The 14,693-nt window shown below is 68.0% G+C and carries 13 protein-coding genes; 4 read left to right on the top strand and 9 right to left on the bottom strand.

Annotated features, from left to right (window positions below; translation table 11 throughout):
- The first annotated feature begins 96 nt into the window (after nt 1-96).
- From plsB to ACTJJX_RS09125, 3 genes are all read left to right on the top strand, one after another.
- Nucleotides 97-2,601 carry a glycerol-3-phosphate 1-O-acyltransferase PlsB gene (gene plsB, locus ACTJJX_RS09135; RefSeq protein WP_003113856.1) on the top strand — a complete coding sequence of 835 codons (2,505 nt, stop codon included), beginning with the start codon at nt 97-99 and terminating at the stop codon, nt 2,599-2,601.
- 143 nt (nt 2,602-2,744) lie between these two features.
- Entirely contained in the window at nt 2,745-3,143 is a 399-nt protein-coding gene (locus ACTJJX_RS09130) for a YbaY family lipoprotein (protein WP_016852524.1), read from the top strand.
- 136 nt (nt 3,144-3,279) lie between these two features.
- Complete coding sequence (locus ACTJJX_RS09125; RefSeq protein WP_003098644.1) at nt 3,280-3,960, top strand: DUF4197 domain-containing protein; 681 nt, start codon at nt 3,280-3,282, stop codon at nt 3,958-3,960.
- A gap of 40 nt (nt 3,961-4,000) precedes the next feature.
- On the opposite strand, the gene mexK is transcribed toward ACTJJX_RS09125, so the two are convergent.
- The gene (mexK, locus tag ACTJJX_RS09120) at nt 4,001-7,078 is read right to left on the bottom strand and encodes a multidrug efflux RND transporter permease subunit MexK (protein ID WP_003117477.1); all 3,078 of its coding nucleotides are present in this window, start codon (nt 7,076-7,078) and stop codon (nt 4,001-4,003) included.
- Nucleotides 7,079-7,082: 4 nt separating this feature from the next.
- On the bottom strand, nt 7,083-8,186 hold the full coding sequence (gene mexJ / locus ACTJJX_RS09115) for a multidrug efflux RND transporter periplasmic adaptor subunit MexJ (protein WP_003113855.1): 1,104 nt from the start codon (nt 8,184-8,186) through the stop codon (nt 7,083-7,085).
- 95 nt (nt 8,187-8,281) lie between these two features.
- On the opposite strand from mexJ, the gene mexL reads away from it, so the two are divergent.
- On the top strand, nt 8,282-8,920 hold the full coding sequence (gene mexL, locus ACTJJX_RS09110; RefSeq protein ID WP_003092468.1) for an efflux system transcriptional repressor MexL: 639 nt from the start codon (nt 8,282-8,284) through the stop codon (nt 8,918-8,920).
- Nucleotides 8,921-8,926: 6 nt separating this feature from the next.
- Here mexL and ACTJJX_RS09105 read toward each other — a convergent pair whose 3' ends face one another.
- The 7 genes from ACTJJX_RS09105 to tsaB all read right to left on the bottom strand — a co-directional run bounded on the left by ACTJJX_RS09105 (nt 8,927) and on the right by tsaB (nt 14,654).
- The gene (locus tag ACTJJX_RS09105; protein WP_003117476.1) at nt 8,927-10,204 is read right to left on the bottom strand and encodes a cytochrome P450; all 1,278 of its coding nucleotides are present in this window, start codon (nt 10,202-10,204) and stop codon (nt 8,927-8,929) included.
- A 28-nt stretch (nt 10,205-10,232) separates the two neighbouring features.
- The gene (locus ACTJJX_RS09100; protein WP_003119335.1) at nt 10,233-11,018 is read right to left on the bottom strand and encodes a class I SAM-dependent methyltransferase; all 786 of its coding nucleotides are present in this window, start codon (nt 11,016-11,018) and stop codon (nt 10,233-10,235) included.
- 55 nt (nt 11,019-11,073) lie between these two features.
- Complete coding sequence (locus tag ACTJJX_RS09095; protein WP_016852523.1) at nt 11,074-11,766, bottom strand: extensin-like domain-containing protein; 693 nt, start codon at nt 11,764-11,766, stop codon at nt 11,074-11,076.
- A 4-nt stretch (nt 11,767-11,770) separates the two neighbouring features.
- Nucleotides 11,771-12,595 carry an isocitrate lyase/PEP mutase family protein gene (locus tag ACTJJX_RS09090; RefSeq protein ID WP_016852522.1) on the bottom strand — a complete coding sequence of 275 codons (825 nt, stop codon included), beginning with the start codon at nt 12,593-12,595 and terminating at the stop codon, nt 11,771-11,773.
- 72 nt (nt 12,596-12,667) lie between these two features.
- Nucleotides 12,668-13,534 (bottom strand): DUF72 domain-containing protein, encoded by an 867-nt coding sequence (locus ACTJJX_RS09085; RefSeq protein WP_003098658.1) that lies wholly within the window; start codon nt 13,532-13,534, stop codon nt 12,668-12,670.
- An 18-nt stretch (nt 13,535-13,552) separates the two neighbouring features.
- Nucleotides 13,553-13,900: a hypothetical protein gene (locus ACTJJX_RS09080; protein WP_003098661.1), complete on the bottom strand. Its 348-nt coding sequence runs from the start codon at nt 13,898-13,900 to the stop codon at nt 13,553-13,555.
- Nucleotides 13,901-13,973: 73 nt separating this feature from the next.
- Nucleotides 13,974-14,654, bottom strand: coding sequence for a tRNA (adenosine(37)-N6)-threonylcarbamoyltransferase complex dimerization subunit type 1 TsaB (gene tsaB, locus ACTJJX_RS09075; protein WP_003092483.1), 681 nt, complete (start codon nt 14,652-14,654; stop codon nt 13,974-13,976).
- Nucleotides 14,655-14,693 lie beyond the last annotated feature (39 nt).

Raw genomic sequence — 14,693 nt, 5'->3', positions numbered from 1 at the left:
TAGGACGCGTTGCGTTCTTTTGCGGCCCTCCGGGGATTGCGGCAAACTAGCCGCGCCCGTCACGCCGGGTCCCGATCAACTGCCAGTAGACACCGTATGCCCCGCTACCCTTTCCGCCGCTTTGGTTTTGGCGCCCTGCGCCGCCTGCTGTACCTCTGGGTACGCTCGGAAACCATCAACCAATCGGCCTTCACCCTGAAGATCGACCGCAGCAAGCCGGTGCTCTACGTGCTGCAACAGCCTTCGGTCAGCGATCTCGCGGTAGTGGATACCGAATGCCGCAAGGCCGGGCTGCCGCGTCCGGTGATGCCGGTAGCGGTAGGCGACGCCATCGAGCCGGCGGCGTTCTTCTACCTGACGCCCGAACCCGACTGGCTCGGCCGCCAGGATAAGCGCGGCGCCTCGCCGACCCTGGTGCGCATGCTCGCCGCGGTCGGCCAGAACGGTCTCGACGACGCGCAGATCATTCCGGTCAGCGTGTTCTGGGGACAATCGCCGGACAGCGAATCGAGCCCCTGGAAGCTGCTGTTCGCCGACAACTGGGCGGTCACCGGGCGCCTGCGCAAGCTGGCGCGCATCCTGATCCTCGGACGCAAGACCCGCGTGCAGTTCTCCGCGCCGATTCACCTGCGCGAGCTGGTGGAACAGGGCAAGGGCCACGAACGCACGCTGCGCATGGTCAACCGTATCCTCCGGGTGCACTTCCGCAACCTGAAGACCGCGGTGATCGGTCCCGACCTGTCGCACCGCCGCAACCTGGTCAAAGGCCTGCTGCGCGCGCCGCTGGTACGCCAGGCGATCAGCGAGGAATGCGAGAGCGAACGGATATCCCAGGAAAAGGCCGAAGGCATCGCACTGCGCTACGCCAATGAAATCGCCTCGGACTTCTCCTATCCGGTGATCCGCTTCCTCGAAGTCATCCTCAGCTGGTTCTGGAACAAGCTGTACGAAGGTGTCAAGGTCAACCACATCGAGCGGGTGCAGGACGTGGCCCAGGGCAACGAGATCGTCTACGTGCCCTGCCACCGCAGCCACATCGACTACCTGCTGCTCTCCTACCTGCTGTTCCGCAACGGCCTGACCCCGCCGCACATCGCCGCCGGGATCAACCTGAACATGCCGGTGATCGGCTCGATCCTGCGCCGCGGCGGGGCCTTCTTCATGCGCCGCAGCTTCAAGGGCAACCAGCTCTACACCGCGGTGTTCAACGAGTACCTGCACACCCTGTTCTCCCGCGGCTTCTCCACCGAGTACTTCGTCGAGGGCGGCCGTTCGCGCACCGGGCGCATGCTCCACCCACGCACCGGCATGCTCGCCATCACCCTGCGCAGCTTCCTCCGTGACTCGCGCCGGCCGATCGTCTTCGTGCCGGTCTACATCGGCTACGAGCGCGTGCTGGAAGGCCGCACCTACCTCGGCGAACTGCGCGGCGCGACCAAGAAGAAGGAGTCGATATTCGACCTGTTCAAGGTGGTCGGCGCCCTGAAGCAGCGTTTTGGCCAGGTCTGGGTGAACTTCGGCGAGCCGATCCATCTCGACCAGTTCCTCGACCGCCACCAGCCCGACTGGCAGGACCAGGACCTCGGCCCGGAATACCGCCCCGACTGGCTGCCGCAGACCACCAACCTGCTGGCCAAGGACGTCGCCCGCCACCTCAACGACGCGGCGGCGATCAACCCGGTCAACCTGGTCGCCCTGGCGCTGCTCTCCACCAGCCGCCAGGCCCTCGACGAAAGCGCCCTGGCGCGAATCCTCGACCTCTACCTGGCGTTGCTGCGCAAGGTGCCCTACTCGCCCAGCGCGACCCTGCCGGACGGCGACGGCCAGGCCCTGATCGAATACGTGAAGAGCATGAACCTGCTGGCCGAGCAGAAGGACGCGCTGGGCCGCATCCTCTATCTCGACGAACAGAACGCGGTGCTGGCGACCTACTACCGCAACAACGTCCTCCACGTCTTCGCCCTGCCGGCGCTGATCGCCAGCTTCTTCCAGAGCAACTCGCGGATCAGCCGCGAACAGTTGCTGCGCTTCGCCCGCGCGCTCTATCCCTACCTGCAGGCGGAACTGTTCATCCGCTGGAGCCTGGACGAACTCGACGCGGTGATCGACCAGTGGCTGGCGGCCCTGGTGGAACAGGACCTGCTGCGCCAGGAGAACGACACCTTCATCCGCCCGGCGCCAAGCTCGCGGCAATATGTGCTGCTGATCCTCCTCGCTCGTTCGGTGACCCAGACCCTGCAGCGCTTCTACATGGCCATCGCCCTGCTGCTCAACGCCGGGCAGAACGCCCTGACCGCCGAGGAACTGGAGAACCTCTGCACCGTGATGGCCCAGCGCCTGTCGATCCTGCATGGCCTGAACGCCCCGGAGTTCTTCGACAAGAGCCTGTTCCGCCACTTCATCCAGACCCTTCTCGACCTGCGCGTGCTGCGCAAGGACGAGGCCGGCAAGCTGAGCTACCACGAACTGCTCGGCGAACTGGCCGAAGGCGCCGCCAAGCGCGTGCTGCCGGCGGAGATCCGTCTGTCGATCCGCCAGGTGGCGCTGGAGCGCCCCGCCGAGGAAGCCGCCGCCGAAAGCAACGACGCGGCCGCCAACTGAAGCCCGGCGCCCGCCCCGCGAGGGACGGGCGTCGCTCCGCTGAAATATCCTGCGACCTTTCCCTGTTCCGTCCCGGCAACCTATGCTGGTTTCCCGGGTCAGAGGCCCGCTCGTTTTCTTGTTCCGTCTGAAAGGAGGCTCCCATGAAAAAACTGCCATTGCTGCTCGCCGCCAGCATTCTCGCCGGCTGCGGTACCCAGCAATCGACTTCGAACGCCAGCTTCGATGGTGAGGTCTTCTACCGCGAGCGTATCGCCCTGCCGCCCTCGGCGCGCCTGAGCGTGAGCCTGGAAGACGTGTCCCTGGCCGACGCCCCCTCGGTGCAACTGGCCAGCCAGACCCGCGAGATCACCAGCCAGGTGCCGCTGGCGTTCCACCTGGAGTACGACCCGAAGCAGGTCAAGCCGGGCCACAGCTATGCGGTGAGCGCGCGCATCGAGCTGAACGGCCAGTTGCTGTTCATCGACACCACCCGCCACTCGGTGAAACTCGACGGCAGCGACCCGCAGCCCTATCGCGTGCAGGTCGAATCGGCGCGCTGAAGCACACCGCGGCATGCCGCCGGTGCGAACCGGCGGTTCCCTCCAGTACACTCCACCTCCTATTCGCTACCGGTTGCCGATCCACCTCACGACGAGCGGCCGGATACCCCGTACGTTCCACATCAAGGACGCTGTCATGTTCCGACTCACTGCCCTCTGCGCCGGCCTGCTGCTCTCGGCCAACGCCCTCGCCCTGTCCCTCGCCGACCTGTCGCAGAACGACGCCTCCAGCGGCCTGAAGGACGCCCTGACCCAGGGCGCGCAGATCGCCGTCCGCCAGCTTGGCCAGCCGGGCGGCTTCAACAACAACCCGGACGTGCGCATCGAACTGCCCGGCAAGCTGGGCAAGGCGGCGAAGCTGATGAAGCAGTTCGGCATGGGCGCCCAGGTCGACCAGCTCGAGGCGAGCATGAACCGCGCCGCCGAGGCTGCCGTGCCGCAGGCCCAGGGCCTGCTGGTGGAGGCGGTGAAGAAGATGACCGTGGCCGACGCCAAGGGCATCCTCAAGGGCGGTGACGACGCCGCCACCGAATACCTGGACAAGTCCAGCCGCGAACAGCTGCGCGCGAAGTTCCTGCCGATCGTCAAGCAGGCCACCGACGAGGTCGGCCTGGTCAAGCAGTACAACGCCTTCGCCAGCCAGGCGGCGACCCTTGGGGTGGTCGATGCGAAGAGCGCCAACGTCGAGGGCTATGTCACCGAGCAGGCCCTCGACGGGCTCTTCGAGATGATCGCCAGGCAGGAGAAGAGCATCCGCCAGAACCCGGCGGCTGCCGCCACCGGCCTGGCCAAGAAGGTCTTCGGCGCGGCCAGGTGAGCCGACGGACGGGGCGCGATCGCCCCGTCCCCTTCTCCCGTCAGGCCCGCGCCTCGTCCTTCTTCACGCGGAACCAGGCGGCATAGAGCGCCGGCAGGAACAGCAGGGTGAGCACGGTGGCGACGATCAGCCCGCCCATGATCGCCACCGCCATCGGCCCGAAGAACACGCTGCGCGACAGCGGGATCATCGCCAGCACCGCCGCCAGCGCGGTCAGCACGATGGGCCGGAAACGCCGCACGGTAGCCTCGATGATGGCGTGCCAGCGATCCAGTCCATGGCTGATGTCCTGTTCGATCTGGTCCACCAGGATCACCGAGTTGCGCATGATCATGCCGGCCAGGGCGATGGTCCCGAGCATCGCCACGAAGCCGAACGGCTGGCGGAACAGCAGCAGGAACAGGGTCACGCCGATCAGGCCCAGCGGTGCGGTGAGGAATACCATCGCCATCCGCGAGAAGCTGCGCAACTGCACCATCAGCAGGCTCAACACCACCACGATGAACAGCGGCACGCCGGCGTTCACCGAACTCTGGCCCTTCGCCGCGTCCTCCACCGTGCCGCCCACCTCCAGCAGGTAGCCGTCCGGCAGCTCGGCGCGGATCGGTTCCAGGGTCGGGGCGATCTGCGCGACCAGGGTCGCCGGCAGCGAATCGTCGTAGATATCGGCACGCACGGTGACCGTCGGCAGGCGGTTGCGGTGCCAGATGATGCCCTCTTCGAAGCCGTATTCGAGCGTAGCGATCTGCGACAGCGCCACGCTCCGGCCATTCTCGGTCGGCACCGCCAGGCTCGGCAGCAACGACAGGTCACGACGCTCCTGCTCGGTGCCGCGCAGGAGGATCTCGATCAGCTCGTTGTCTTCGCGGAAGAAGCTCACGTGCGAGCCGGTCAGCGCGCTCTGCAGGAACTGCGACAGGCTGGCGGTGCTCACCCCCAGGGCACGGGCGCGCTCCTGGTCGATGCTCAGGTACACCACCTTGCTCGGCTCTTCCCAATCCAGGTGCACATTCACCACGTGCGGGTTCTCGCGCATCTTGTCGGCGACCTTGCGCGCCAGTTCGCGAACCTGCGGGATGTCCTCGCCGGAAACCCGGAACTGCACCGGATAGCCCACCGGCGGCCCGTTCTCCAGGCGACTGATGCGGCTGCGCAGGTGCGGGAAGTCCTCGTTCATCCGCTCGATCAGCCACTTGCGCAGCGCCTCGCGGCTCTCCAGGTCCTTGGCCAGCACCACCACCTGGGCGAAGCTGGCCGCCGGCAATTGCTGGTCCAGCGGCAGGTAGAAGCGGGGCGAGCCGGTGCCGACGTAGGCCACGTAGTTGTCGATGCCGTCATGGCCCTGCAGCATTTTTTCCAGGCGCTGGACTTCCTCGCCGGTAGAGCGCAGTGAGGCGCCCTCCGCCAGCTTGATGTCCAGCAGCAGCTCCAGGCGCGCCGAGGGCGGGAAGAACTGCTGCGGCACCAGGCGGAACAGCAGCAGCGCGCCGACGAAGGCGGCGAGGGTCAGGACGATCACCGTCTTGCGGTAGCGCACGCACCACTCCACCAGACGCCGGAAGCGCTGGTAGAAGGCCGTAGCATAGGGATCGTAGCCATCGGCGCTGCCGCCGTGCTTCTGCGCGTGCAACCTGGCCAGGTCCGGCAGCAGCTTGGCCCCCAGGTAGGGAACGAAGACCACCGCGGCGAACCAGGAGACCACCAGGGCGATGGTCACCACCTGGAACAGCGAGCGGGTGTATTCGCCAGTGCCGGACTGCGCGGTGGCGATCGGCAGGAAGCCGGCGGCGGTGATCAGGGTGCCGGTGAGCATCGGGAAGGCGGTGCTGGTCCAGGCGAAGGCGGCCGCCTTGAGGCGGTCGTAGCCCTGCTCCATCTTCACCGCCATCATCTCCACCGCGATGATCGCGTCGTCCACCAGCAATCCCAGCGCCAGCACCAGGGCGCCGAGGGAGATCTTGTGCAGGCCGATGCCGAAGTAATGCATGGCGGCGAAGGTCATCGCCAGCACCAGCGGGATCGACAGCGCCACCACCAGGCCGGTGCGCAGGCCGAGGGAGAAGAAGCTCACCAGCAGGACGATCACCAGCGCCTCGGCCAGCACCCGGATGAACTCGCCGACCCCGGTACGTACCGCCGCCGGCTGGTCGGACACCTTGCGCAGTTCCAGTCCGGCCGGCAGCGACTGCTGCAGGCGGGCGAACTCGGTTTCCAGGGCCTTGCCCAGCACCAGGATGTCGCCGCCCGGCTTCATCGCTACCGCCAGGCCGATGGCGTCCTCGCCCATGAAGCGCATGCGCGGCGCCGGCGGATCGTTGAAGCCGCGGCGAACCTCGGCCACGTCGCCGATGCGGAAGGTGCGGTCGCCGACGCGGATGGGGAAGTCGCGGATCTCCTCCACCGAATCGAAACGCCCGGAAACGCGCAACTGCACGCGGTCGCTGGCGGTCTCGAAGAACCCGGAGGAGGCCACCGCGTTCTGTTCCTCCAGCGCCTTCTGTACCGCCGCCAGGGGCAGGCCGAGGGTGGCCAGCTTGGTGTTGGACAGGTCGATCCAGATCTTCTCGTCCTGCAGGCCGATCAGCTCGACCTTGCCGACGTTCCTGATCCGCTGCAATTGCAGTTGCAGGCGGTCGGCATAGTCCTTCATCACCGCGTAGTCGAAGCCCTTGCCGGTGAGCGCATAGATGTTGCCGTAGGTGGTGCCGAACTCGTCGTTGAAGAACGGGCCCTGGATGCTTTGCGGCAAGGTGGCGCGAATGTCGCTGATCTTCTTGCGGATCTGGTACCAGAGTTCGGGGATCTCGCTGGAATGGATGTCCTCGCGGGCCATGAAGGTCACCTGCGAGACGCCGGGGCGGGAGAAGGACACGATGCGATCGTAGTCGCCGGTTTCCATCAGCTTCTTCTCGATACGCTCGGTGACCTGCCGGGCCACCTCTTCGGCGCTGGCGCCCGGCCAGTTGGTCTGCACCACCATGGCCTTGAAGGTGAACGGCGGGTCTTCGCTCTGCCCCAGCTTGCTGTAGGACAGCGCGCCGACCGCGCCAAGCAGGATCATCAGGTACAGGACGATCTGGCGATTCTGCAACGCCCAGGCGGAAAGGTTGAAGGACATGCGACTACTCCTTGGCCGCCAGTTTCACCGTGCGGTTGGCCCGGTCGATCGGACGCACCTGCTGCCCTTCGCGAAGCACCTGGACCCCGGTGGCCACCACCCAGTCGCCAGCCTTCAGGCCTTCGAGCACCGGCACCCGGTCCTCGGCATAGGGACCGGTGCGCACCGCCTGCCGGCGCAGGGTCGAGCTGCCCGGCTCGACCACCCAGACGAACGCCTGGCCGGCCTCTGCGGTCAGCGCCGACAAGGGAACCGATAACGGCACCGCCTCGGCGGCGGCGACGTAGACCCGCGCGCTCTGGCCCAGTTCGGCCGGAGTCGCGCGGTCGTCGAAGGCCACCCGGGCGGCGAAGGTACGCGATTGCGGATCGGCCGCGGGCGAGAGCTCGCGGATATGCCCGGCGAAGCGTCTGTCGCGTTGCGACCAGAGTTCGACCGACACCGGCTGGCCGATGCGGAAACGTTCGAAGCTGTGTTCCGGCAGGCCGATCAGCACCTCGCGTTCGCCGTCGGCGGCCAGGCTGAAGACCGTCTGTCCGGCCGCCACCACCTGGCCCACCTCGACGCGCCGGCTGGCGATCACGCCATCCTGGGGCGAGCGCAGCACGGCGTAGCCGGCCTGGTTGTCGGCGACGTTGAATTCGGCGCGGATCTGCTTCAGCCGCGCCTCGCCGGCGCGGTAGCTGTTCTGGATGTTCTCGAACTGGGAATGGCTGACCAGGTTGCGGTCGAGCAAGGTGCGGTAGCGCCGGTACTCGGCGCGCACGGTCTGCAAGTTGGCCTCGGCGGCACTGACCTGGGCCCGCGCCGCCTCCAGTTGCAGGCGCACGTCCTGGGGATCGAGTTCGGCCAGGGGCTGGTCCTTCTTTACCCGCTCGCCGACTTCCACCAGCCGGCGGATGACCTTGCCGCCGATGCGGAAGGCCAGCTCCGGCTCGTGGCGGGCGCGGATCTCGCCGGGAAAGGCCTGGCTCACCTCCCCCGCCGGCTGGGGCTGGACGACGATCGCCGGACGCGCCGCGGCTGGCGGCGGCGTGCCGTTGCCGCAGGCGGCGAGGAACAGGGAGGAAAACAGGGACAGGGCGACGAGCGGGATATGGCGGTACATGTGACACCTTCCGCAAACTGCGTTCGAGTTCTTATACTGGGCGGTATAGTAAAAATACAGAACCCATCAGTCCAGTATTTCAATTGTATAAGCGCATGTCAGAATCCACCTCCTCCGTCGGTCCCGGCCGGCCCAAGGACCCGGCCAAACGGGAAGCCATTCTCGAGGCGGCCAAGCGCCTGTTCCTCTGCAACGGCTACGACGGCAGCAGCATGGAAGCCATCGCCTCGGAAGCCGGCGTTTCCAAGCTCACCGTCTACAGCCACTTCACCGACAAGGAAACCCTGTTCAGCGAAGCGGTGAAGGCCAAGTGCGCCGAGCAGCTTCCCGCCCTGTACTTCCAGCTGGCCGAAGGCGCGCCACTGGAAAAGGTCCTGCTGAATATCGCCCGCGGCTTCCACCGGCTGATCAACAGCCACGAGGCGATCGCCCTGACCCGCCTGATGGCCGCGCAGGCCGGGCAGAACCCCAAGCTTTCCGAGCTGTTCTTCGAGGCCGGGCCGAAGCAGGTGATCGACGAGATGGAACGCCTCCTCGAGCAGGCCCGCCGCAGCGGCAAGCTGGCGTTCCCGGACGCGCGCCACGCCGCCGAACACTTCTTCATGCTGGTCAAGGGCTGCGCCAATTACCGTCTGTTGATCGGCTGCGCCGAACCGCTGGACGAGGCCGAAGGCGAGCGGCACGTGGAAGAAGTGGTGGCGCTGTTCCTGCGCGCCTTCGCCGCGGGCGGCTGAGGCAGCTCAGGCGCGACGGCGGAAACGCACCCGCGCTCGCTGCGGACGCAGGGAAAACCAGCCGCGCGGCGCCAGGTCGCCGTCGTGCATGATGTCCCAGTGCTCGACCCAGTAGGCCAGCGCCGCCGCCAGATCGATCATCGCCATCGCGGTGCCGGGGCAGGCGCGGTCGCCGAGGCCGAAGGGGAAGTAGGCGCCGCGCGGCCAGCGCGCCGGTTCGAGGAAGCGCTCGGGACGGAACTCCAGCGGCGCCTCGAACCAACGGGGATCGCGCTGGGTGATCCAGCTCGAGACCATGGTCACGTCGCCGCGCTTCAGCCGCTGGCCGAACACCTCGATGTCCGCCGTCACCTGCCGCGGCGCCAGGCCGTAGGCCGGCGGGTACAGGCGCAGGCACTCCTGCAGGACCGCCCTGAGCAGCGCGCAATCACGCAGGTCGGCGACCGAGCGGATCGCCGTCCAATTCACTCGCGCCAGCTCGGCGCGTAGCCGCGCGAGCAACTCGGGACGCTGGGCCAGCAGCAACAGGCTCCAGGTCAGGGTCACGCCGGTGGACTGGTGGGACGCCATGAGCAGGGTGCAGAGTTCATCGCGCAGGTCCGCCAGCGGCCGCGGCGAGCGCTCCGCCACCTCACCCACCGCCTCGCGCAACTGGCCCAGCGCCCAGCGCTTGCGCGGGCACAGTTTGCTCGGAAACCAGTGGCCCAGTGGCAGGCCGGTGCTCATTTCCAGTAATGCCACCCGCGACAGCAGGCGCACTGCCTTGGCGATCCGATAGGCCGACGGTTGCAGGTCGACGTCGAACAGCGCGTGACCGCTGAGGGTGACGCTGAACGCAGCCATTTCCAGGTCGAGGTCGTATTCGCGCCCCTCCTCCACCCGCTCGCCCCACTCCGCGGCCAGGCGGCGAACCTCGCTGGCCGGCGGCGGCGCCAGGTGCGGCCGTACTTCTTTGCGCCGGGCCTGGGCGGGGGCGCCCTCGCGCATCATGAAGCTGCGCCCGTTCCACTGTTTCAGCATGCACAGCGCCGGCTGCCAGCGTTGCAGGTCATCGCGGCGATCGACCATCAATTCCTGCACCGCCTGCGGATGGAACAGGCACCAGAGGCGCTGCGGGCCCATGCGGGCAACCGCGAGGTCCGGCTGCGCGACGTGCATCTTCTGCAACCAGGCCAGCGGATCACGCTGCATCTCCAGCCAGTGGCGGACACCGGCACGCCCGTCGTTGGCCCAGGGCAGGTGCGCCAGGCGCCGGCGAATCGGACAATCGATGGTCTGCTGCATGCTCGCCGCCTCCCTGCGGTGTCGACACTCAGCCCTTGCCCAGGGCCTTCTTCGGATAGATGTCGTAGCGGCTGGACTTGCCTTCCAGGCTATAGCCGGGCTTGGGCCCTTCGATGATCGGCGCCTTGCGCGGGCGCTTCACCACCACCCGGTGGCTGGCCAGGGCCAGGGCCGCCTGCAACAGCGCCGGGGCGTCGAGATCGTCGCCCACCAGCGGCCGGAACAGACGCATTTCCTTCTTCACCAATGCGCTCTTGTCGCGATGGGGAAACATCGGGTCGAGGTAGATCACCTGCGGCGCCTCGCCATCCCAGGCGCGCATCAGGTCCGCCGAGTTGCCGCCGAGCAGACGCATCCGCGCGGCGATCGGCGCCACGTCGGGATCGCGCCGGGCGCGCTCCAGGCCATCCTCGAGCAGGGCGGCGATCAGCGGCTGGCGCTCGACCAGGGTCACCTCGCAGCCCAGGCTGGCGAGGACGAACCCATCCCGGCCCAAGCCGGCCGTGGCGTCCAGGACCCGCGGACGGATGCCTGGCTGGACGCCGACCGCCTTGGCGATCATCTGTCCGCTGCCGCCGCCGAACTTGCGCCGGTGGGCGCTGGCGCCCTCGACGAAATCGACCCGCACCGGACCGGGGGAGTCCGCCCCCAGTTGCAAGACCTGCAAGCCCTGCTCGCCGACCTGCACGGCGAACTCCGCCTCGTCGTCCGCCGCCAGCGGCAGGCCGAGCCGCTCCGCCCAGCGCCGCGCAGCCTCGGCGCAATCGGCGGACAGGGCTTGGACATGCAGGCGAGGAGCGGCGGAATCGGTCATGGTCGGGCAATCGTCGGGGAAAGCGCGGATTTTGCCAGAGTTGACCCGCACGCGCTCACCGGCAGACCTTCCATAGGCCCATGTCGAGGTGGAAGTGATCCCGGTGGGCGGCGTTGTAGTCGGGCCCCAGCACCGCATTGAAACTGGCGCAGGCGCCGTCCCGCACGCGGCGCAGGAAGCGCCCGTCGGCGCTCTCGCCGGCCCAGTCTGTGGCCAGGCGGATCCGCCTCCCGTCGGCCAGGCGGAAGCCGCTGATGTCCAGGGCATTGGCCGAGGCATGCTGGCTGCGCCGACCGTCCTCGCGGTTGTAGACGTTGCGGCAGGCGAAGCTGCCGACATGCTCGACCCGCGCCAGCGGCTGGCCATAGATATCCAGGGCTGCCGGTTGCAGCACGTGGCGCTCGAACAATGCATAGCTCACTGCCAACGGGCAACTGGCGAGGAAGCTGCTGCTCAACTCCAATGCCGCCCCACGCACGCGCAGGCTGTTGCTCAACGGGCAGGTAGCCGATGGCGGATCGTCGGCGACCCGCTGGTAGCGCAGTTGCGAGGTGGCCAGGGCGGCGTCACAGAGGCTCCGGTCGTCGGCCAGCCGCCATAGCTTGTAGCGGGTCAGCAGGTTCGGCGGTTCGCGCACGTCCAGCGGCAGCCAGGGATTCCAGCGCGCCGGCAGATCGAGCCACTGGTAGCGCAGGGCGCCGACGGCCCCCGCCAGCAGCAATGGCAGCAACCAGGCCAGGCGGCGCACGGGTTCAGCAGAACAGGTCGTTGATACGGTCGAAAGGCATCGCCGCACGGGTCGCTTCCAGGTCGCGCCGCGCCAGCGCCTGCGCCGCCTCATGGAAAGCGCCGAAGGCGACCCGGGCAAGGTTCGAGCCCAGGCTCACGCGCTTGACGCCGAGGGCTTCCAGCTCGTCCAGCGACAGCTCCAGGCGCGGCGAACCGACCAGTACGTTGACCGGCTTCGGTGCCACCGCTTCGAGCACCGCGACGATCTGTTCGCGGCGGTTCAAGCCAGGCGCGTAGAGCACATCGGCGCCGGCATCGGCATAGGCGCGCAGGCGCCGCAGGGTGTCGTCGAGATCCTCGCGACCATGCAGGAAATTCTCCGCGCGGGCGCAGAGGGTGAACGGGAATGGCAACGCACGGGCCGCCTCGACCGCGGCAGCGACCCGCTCCAGCGCGGCGGAGAACTCATAGATGGGCTGTCCGGCGCGCCCGCTGGCATCCTCGATGGAACCACCGACCAGGCCGGCCTCGGCGGCCAGGCGGATGGTCGTGGCGCAGTCTTGCGGAGCATCGCCGTAGCCGTTTTCCAGGTCGGCGGCGACCGGCAGATCGGTGGCGGCGACGATCGCCCGGGCGTTTTCCAGTGCCTCAGTCCGGCTCACCGCGCCTTCCGCGTCGCGCCGGCCCAGGGAGAACGCCAGGCCTGCGCTGGTGGTGGCAAGGGCGTCGAAGCCGAGGCTGGCGAGCATCTTCGCCGAACCGGCATCCCAGGGATTGGGCAGGACCAGCATGCCGGGCCCCTGGTGCAGGTCGCGGAAACGTTCGGCGCGTTGGCGTTGGCTGGTCATGGCGGCGGGCTCCGTGGCGGGGAAAGGACTCCCTAGCCTAGGCGCAGGCCGGTGGAGCGTCGAGCGCCGCGCTCAGAGCAGGCCCAGTTGCTCCACTTCCGGGGCCGGGATCGGCTCGGGTAGCGCCGGCAAGCCTGGCAGGCGCTGGCCCAGCAGCGCATGGAAACGCTGGGCCTGCTGGGCCGCCAGGTGATTGTCGGGGGTATGCAGGAATACGTATGGAGTCAGGCCGGCCTCGATCCAGTCGGCCACCTTGTCGACCCAGGGCAAAAGGAACACCTCGTTGGCCGGCAGGTCGGGACCGCCGATGAAACGCACCTGTGGCGTATCGCTGAAGGCCGCCGGACGGATCGGCAGGCGCGGCTTCTTCGACTGGGCGTGGAGCACCGCCGGATCGTCCGAACGGCAACTGAACAGCGCCCGCGAATCCAGGCAGATGCGCTCCACGCCACGCTCGCGCAGGTGGCGGTTGAGCAGGCGCTCGTCCTCGCCTTTGTCGAAGAACGCCGGGTGGCGTACTTCCACGGCAATCCGTCGCGGACTCAGCTCATCGAGGAAATACAGCAGTTCGCCCAGGCGCTGCGGGGTGAACGCCGCCGACAGTTGCAGCCACAGCGGGCTGACCCTTTCGCCAAGCGGCGCCAGCAGTTCGAGGAAGTCGCCGGCGGCCTCGAGCCGTTCGCGCAGGTCGCCTTCGTGACTGATATCGCGGGGAAACTTGGCACAGAAGCGGAACCCCGCCGGCATCGTCTCGGCCCAGCGCCGCACGGTTTCCGCCGAAGGCCGGGCATAGAAAGTGGTATTGCCCTCGACCGCGTTGAAGATGCCGCCGTAGTGTCCGAGGTAGTCGGCGGAACGCAATTCGCGCGGATAGAAGCTGCCGCGCCAGGCCGCCTCGTTCCAGGATGGACAACCGAGGAAATAAGGAAGGGAAACCACGGGAGCGCAGGGAACCGCTCAGGCGTAAAGGTCGAGGCCGAGGACATCCTCGGCGCCGGCGTCGATGTTGAGGCTGGCGGTGGAGTTGTAGCTGGCCAGGGCCATCGCCGCATGGCTGCTTACCGGGCGCTGGAACGCCAGCAGGTCGCGGGCGCTGACCGGCAGGCTGTCGCCGCCCGCCGAACTGGCCTGGACCTTGCGCGCCTGCGGCGCCTGCTCGAAGCCCTGGCTGCCGGAAACCGGCGCCGGCTGCTCGCGCCGCGCCTCGACCTCGCGCTGCACGTCGCGATACGGCGTGACCGCGGAGCCCGGTCGGGCGCTGCGCTCCAGCGGCAACGAAGAGGAAGAAAGACCGTCGATACGCATGATCAAAACCCGGGGAAGTCTCCACACTCTAGCCAGCCCCGAAAGGCTTGGCAATTACCGCTGCGCGGCATTTTCAGGGCGCTTTTTTCGGCGTCGCCACGTTGTCGCGCAGGTACACCGGCAGCGCCTGTTCCGCCTCCACGCCTTCGCCGCGCGCCCAGGCGAAGCCGGCCAGGCTGAGCAAGTCCTCGGCATGCGGCAGCAGGCTCGCGTCCAGCGCGGCCGGGCGCTGCGGCATGCGCTCGACGTAGCCCCAGCCGGTGCCGGCGCCGAACCAGTCCGCGGCAGCGGCGTCCCACGGTACGGCGACCCGCTCGGGCGGCAGTACCGCTTCGCTGCCGGCCAGGCGCATCTCGCCCTGTTGCAACTGGTAGCAACCCCAGTAGACCTCGTCCATCCGCGCGTCGATGGCCGCGGCGACCCGCTCCGCACCCTGCTCGCGGTAGGCCCGCTGGGCCAGGATCGCCAGGTCGGAGACCGCCAGTACCGGGCGCTGCAGGGCGAAGGCCAGGCCCTGGACCACGCCGATGGCGATGCGCACGCCGGTGAAGGCGCCCGGACCGCGCCCGAAGGCGATGGCGTCCACCGCGGACAGGGCGACGCCGGCCTCGTCGAGCAGGTCGCGGACCATCGGCAGCAGGCGCTGGGCGTGCAGGCGCGGGATCACCTCGTAGTGACTGAGCGCCCGCCCCTCGTGGAGCAGGGCGACGGAGCAGGCTTCGGTGGAGGTATCCAGGGCCAACAGAGTGGACATCGACGGTTCCGCGTGGTGAAAAAGACGCCGATTGTACCA

It is taken from the genome of Pseudomonas sp. 22490 (assembly GCF_052044465.1).
In the GTDB taxonomy this organism is placed as follows: domain Bacteria; phylum Pseudomonadota; class Gammaproteobacteria; order Pseudomonadales; family Pseudomonadaceae; genus Pseudomonas; species Pseudomonas aeruginosa.
This window is presented reverse-complemented; position numbering and strand designations above follow the sequence as displayed.

Excerpts from the sequence above, each read along its gene's own strand:
- tsaB (WP_003092483.1), bottom strand. The coding sequence starts at position 14,654 with ATGTCCACTCTGTTGGCCCTGGATACCTCCACCGAAGCCTGCTCCGTC.
- ACTJJX_RS09125 (WP_003098644.1), top strand. The coding sequence starts at position 3,280 with ATGTTCCGACTCACTGCCCTCTGCGCCGGCCTGCTGCTCTCGGCCAAC.
- ACTJJX_RS09130 (WP_016852524.1), top strand. The coding sequence starts at position 2,745 with ATGAAAAAACTGCCATTGCTGCTCGCCGCCAGCATTCTCGCCGGCTGC.
- plsB (WP_003113856.1), top strand. The coding sequence starts at position 97 with ATGCCCCGCTACCCTTTCCGCCGCTTTGGTTTTGGCGCCCTGCGCCGC.
- mexL (WP_003092468.1), top strand. The coding sequence starts at position 8,282 with ATGTCAGAATCCACCTCCTCCGTCGGTCCCGGCCGGCCCAAGGACCCG.
- ACTJJX_RS09100 (WP_003119335.1), bottom strand. The coding sequence starts at position 11,018 with ATGACCGATTCCGCCGCTCCTCGCCTGCATGTCCAAGCCCTGTCCGCC.
- mexJ (WP_003113855.1), bottom strand. The coding sequence starts at position 8,186 with ATGTACCGCCATATCCCGCTCGTCGCCCTGTCCCTGTTTTCCTCCCTG.
- ACTJJX_RS09105 (WP_003117476.1), bottom strand. The coding sequence starts at position 10,204 with ATGCAGCAGACCATCGATTGTCCGATTCGCCGGCGCCTGGCGCACCTG.
- ACTJJX_RS09090 (WP_016852522.1), bottom strand. The coding sequence starts at position 12,595 with ATGACCAGCCAACGCCAACGCGCCGAACGTTTCCGCGACCTGCACCAG.
- ACTJJX_RS09080 (WP_003098661.1), bottom strand. The coding sequence starts at position 13,900 with ATGCGTATCGACGGTCTTTCTTCCTCTTCGTTGCCGCTGGAGCGCAGC.
- mexK (WP_003117477.1), bottom strand. The coding sequence starts at position 7,078 with ATGTCCTTCAACCTTTCCGCCTGGGCGTTGCAGAATCGCCAGATCGTC.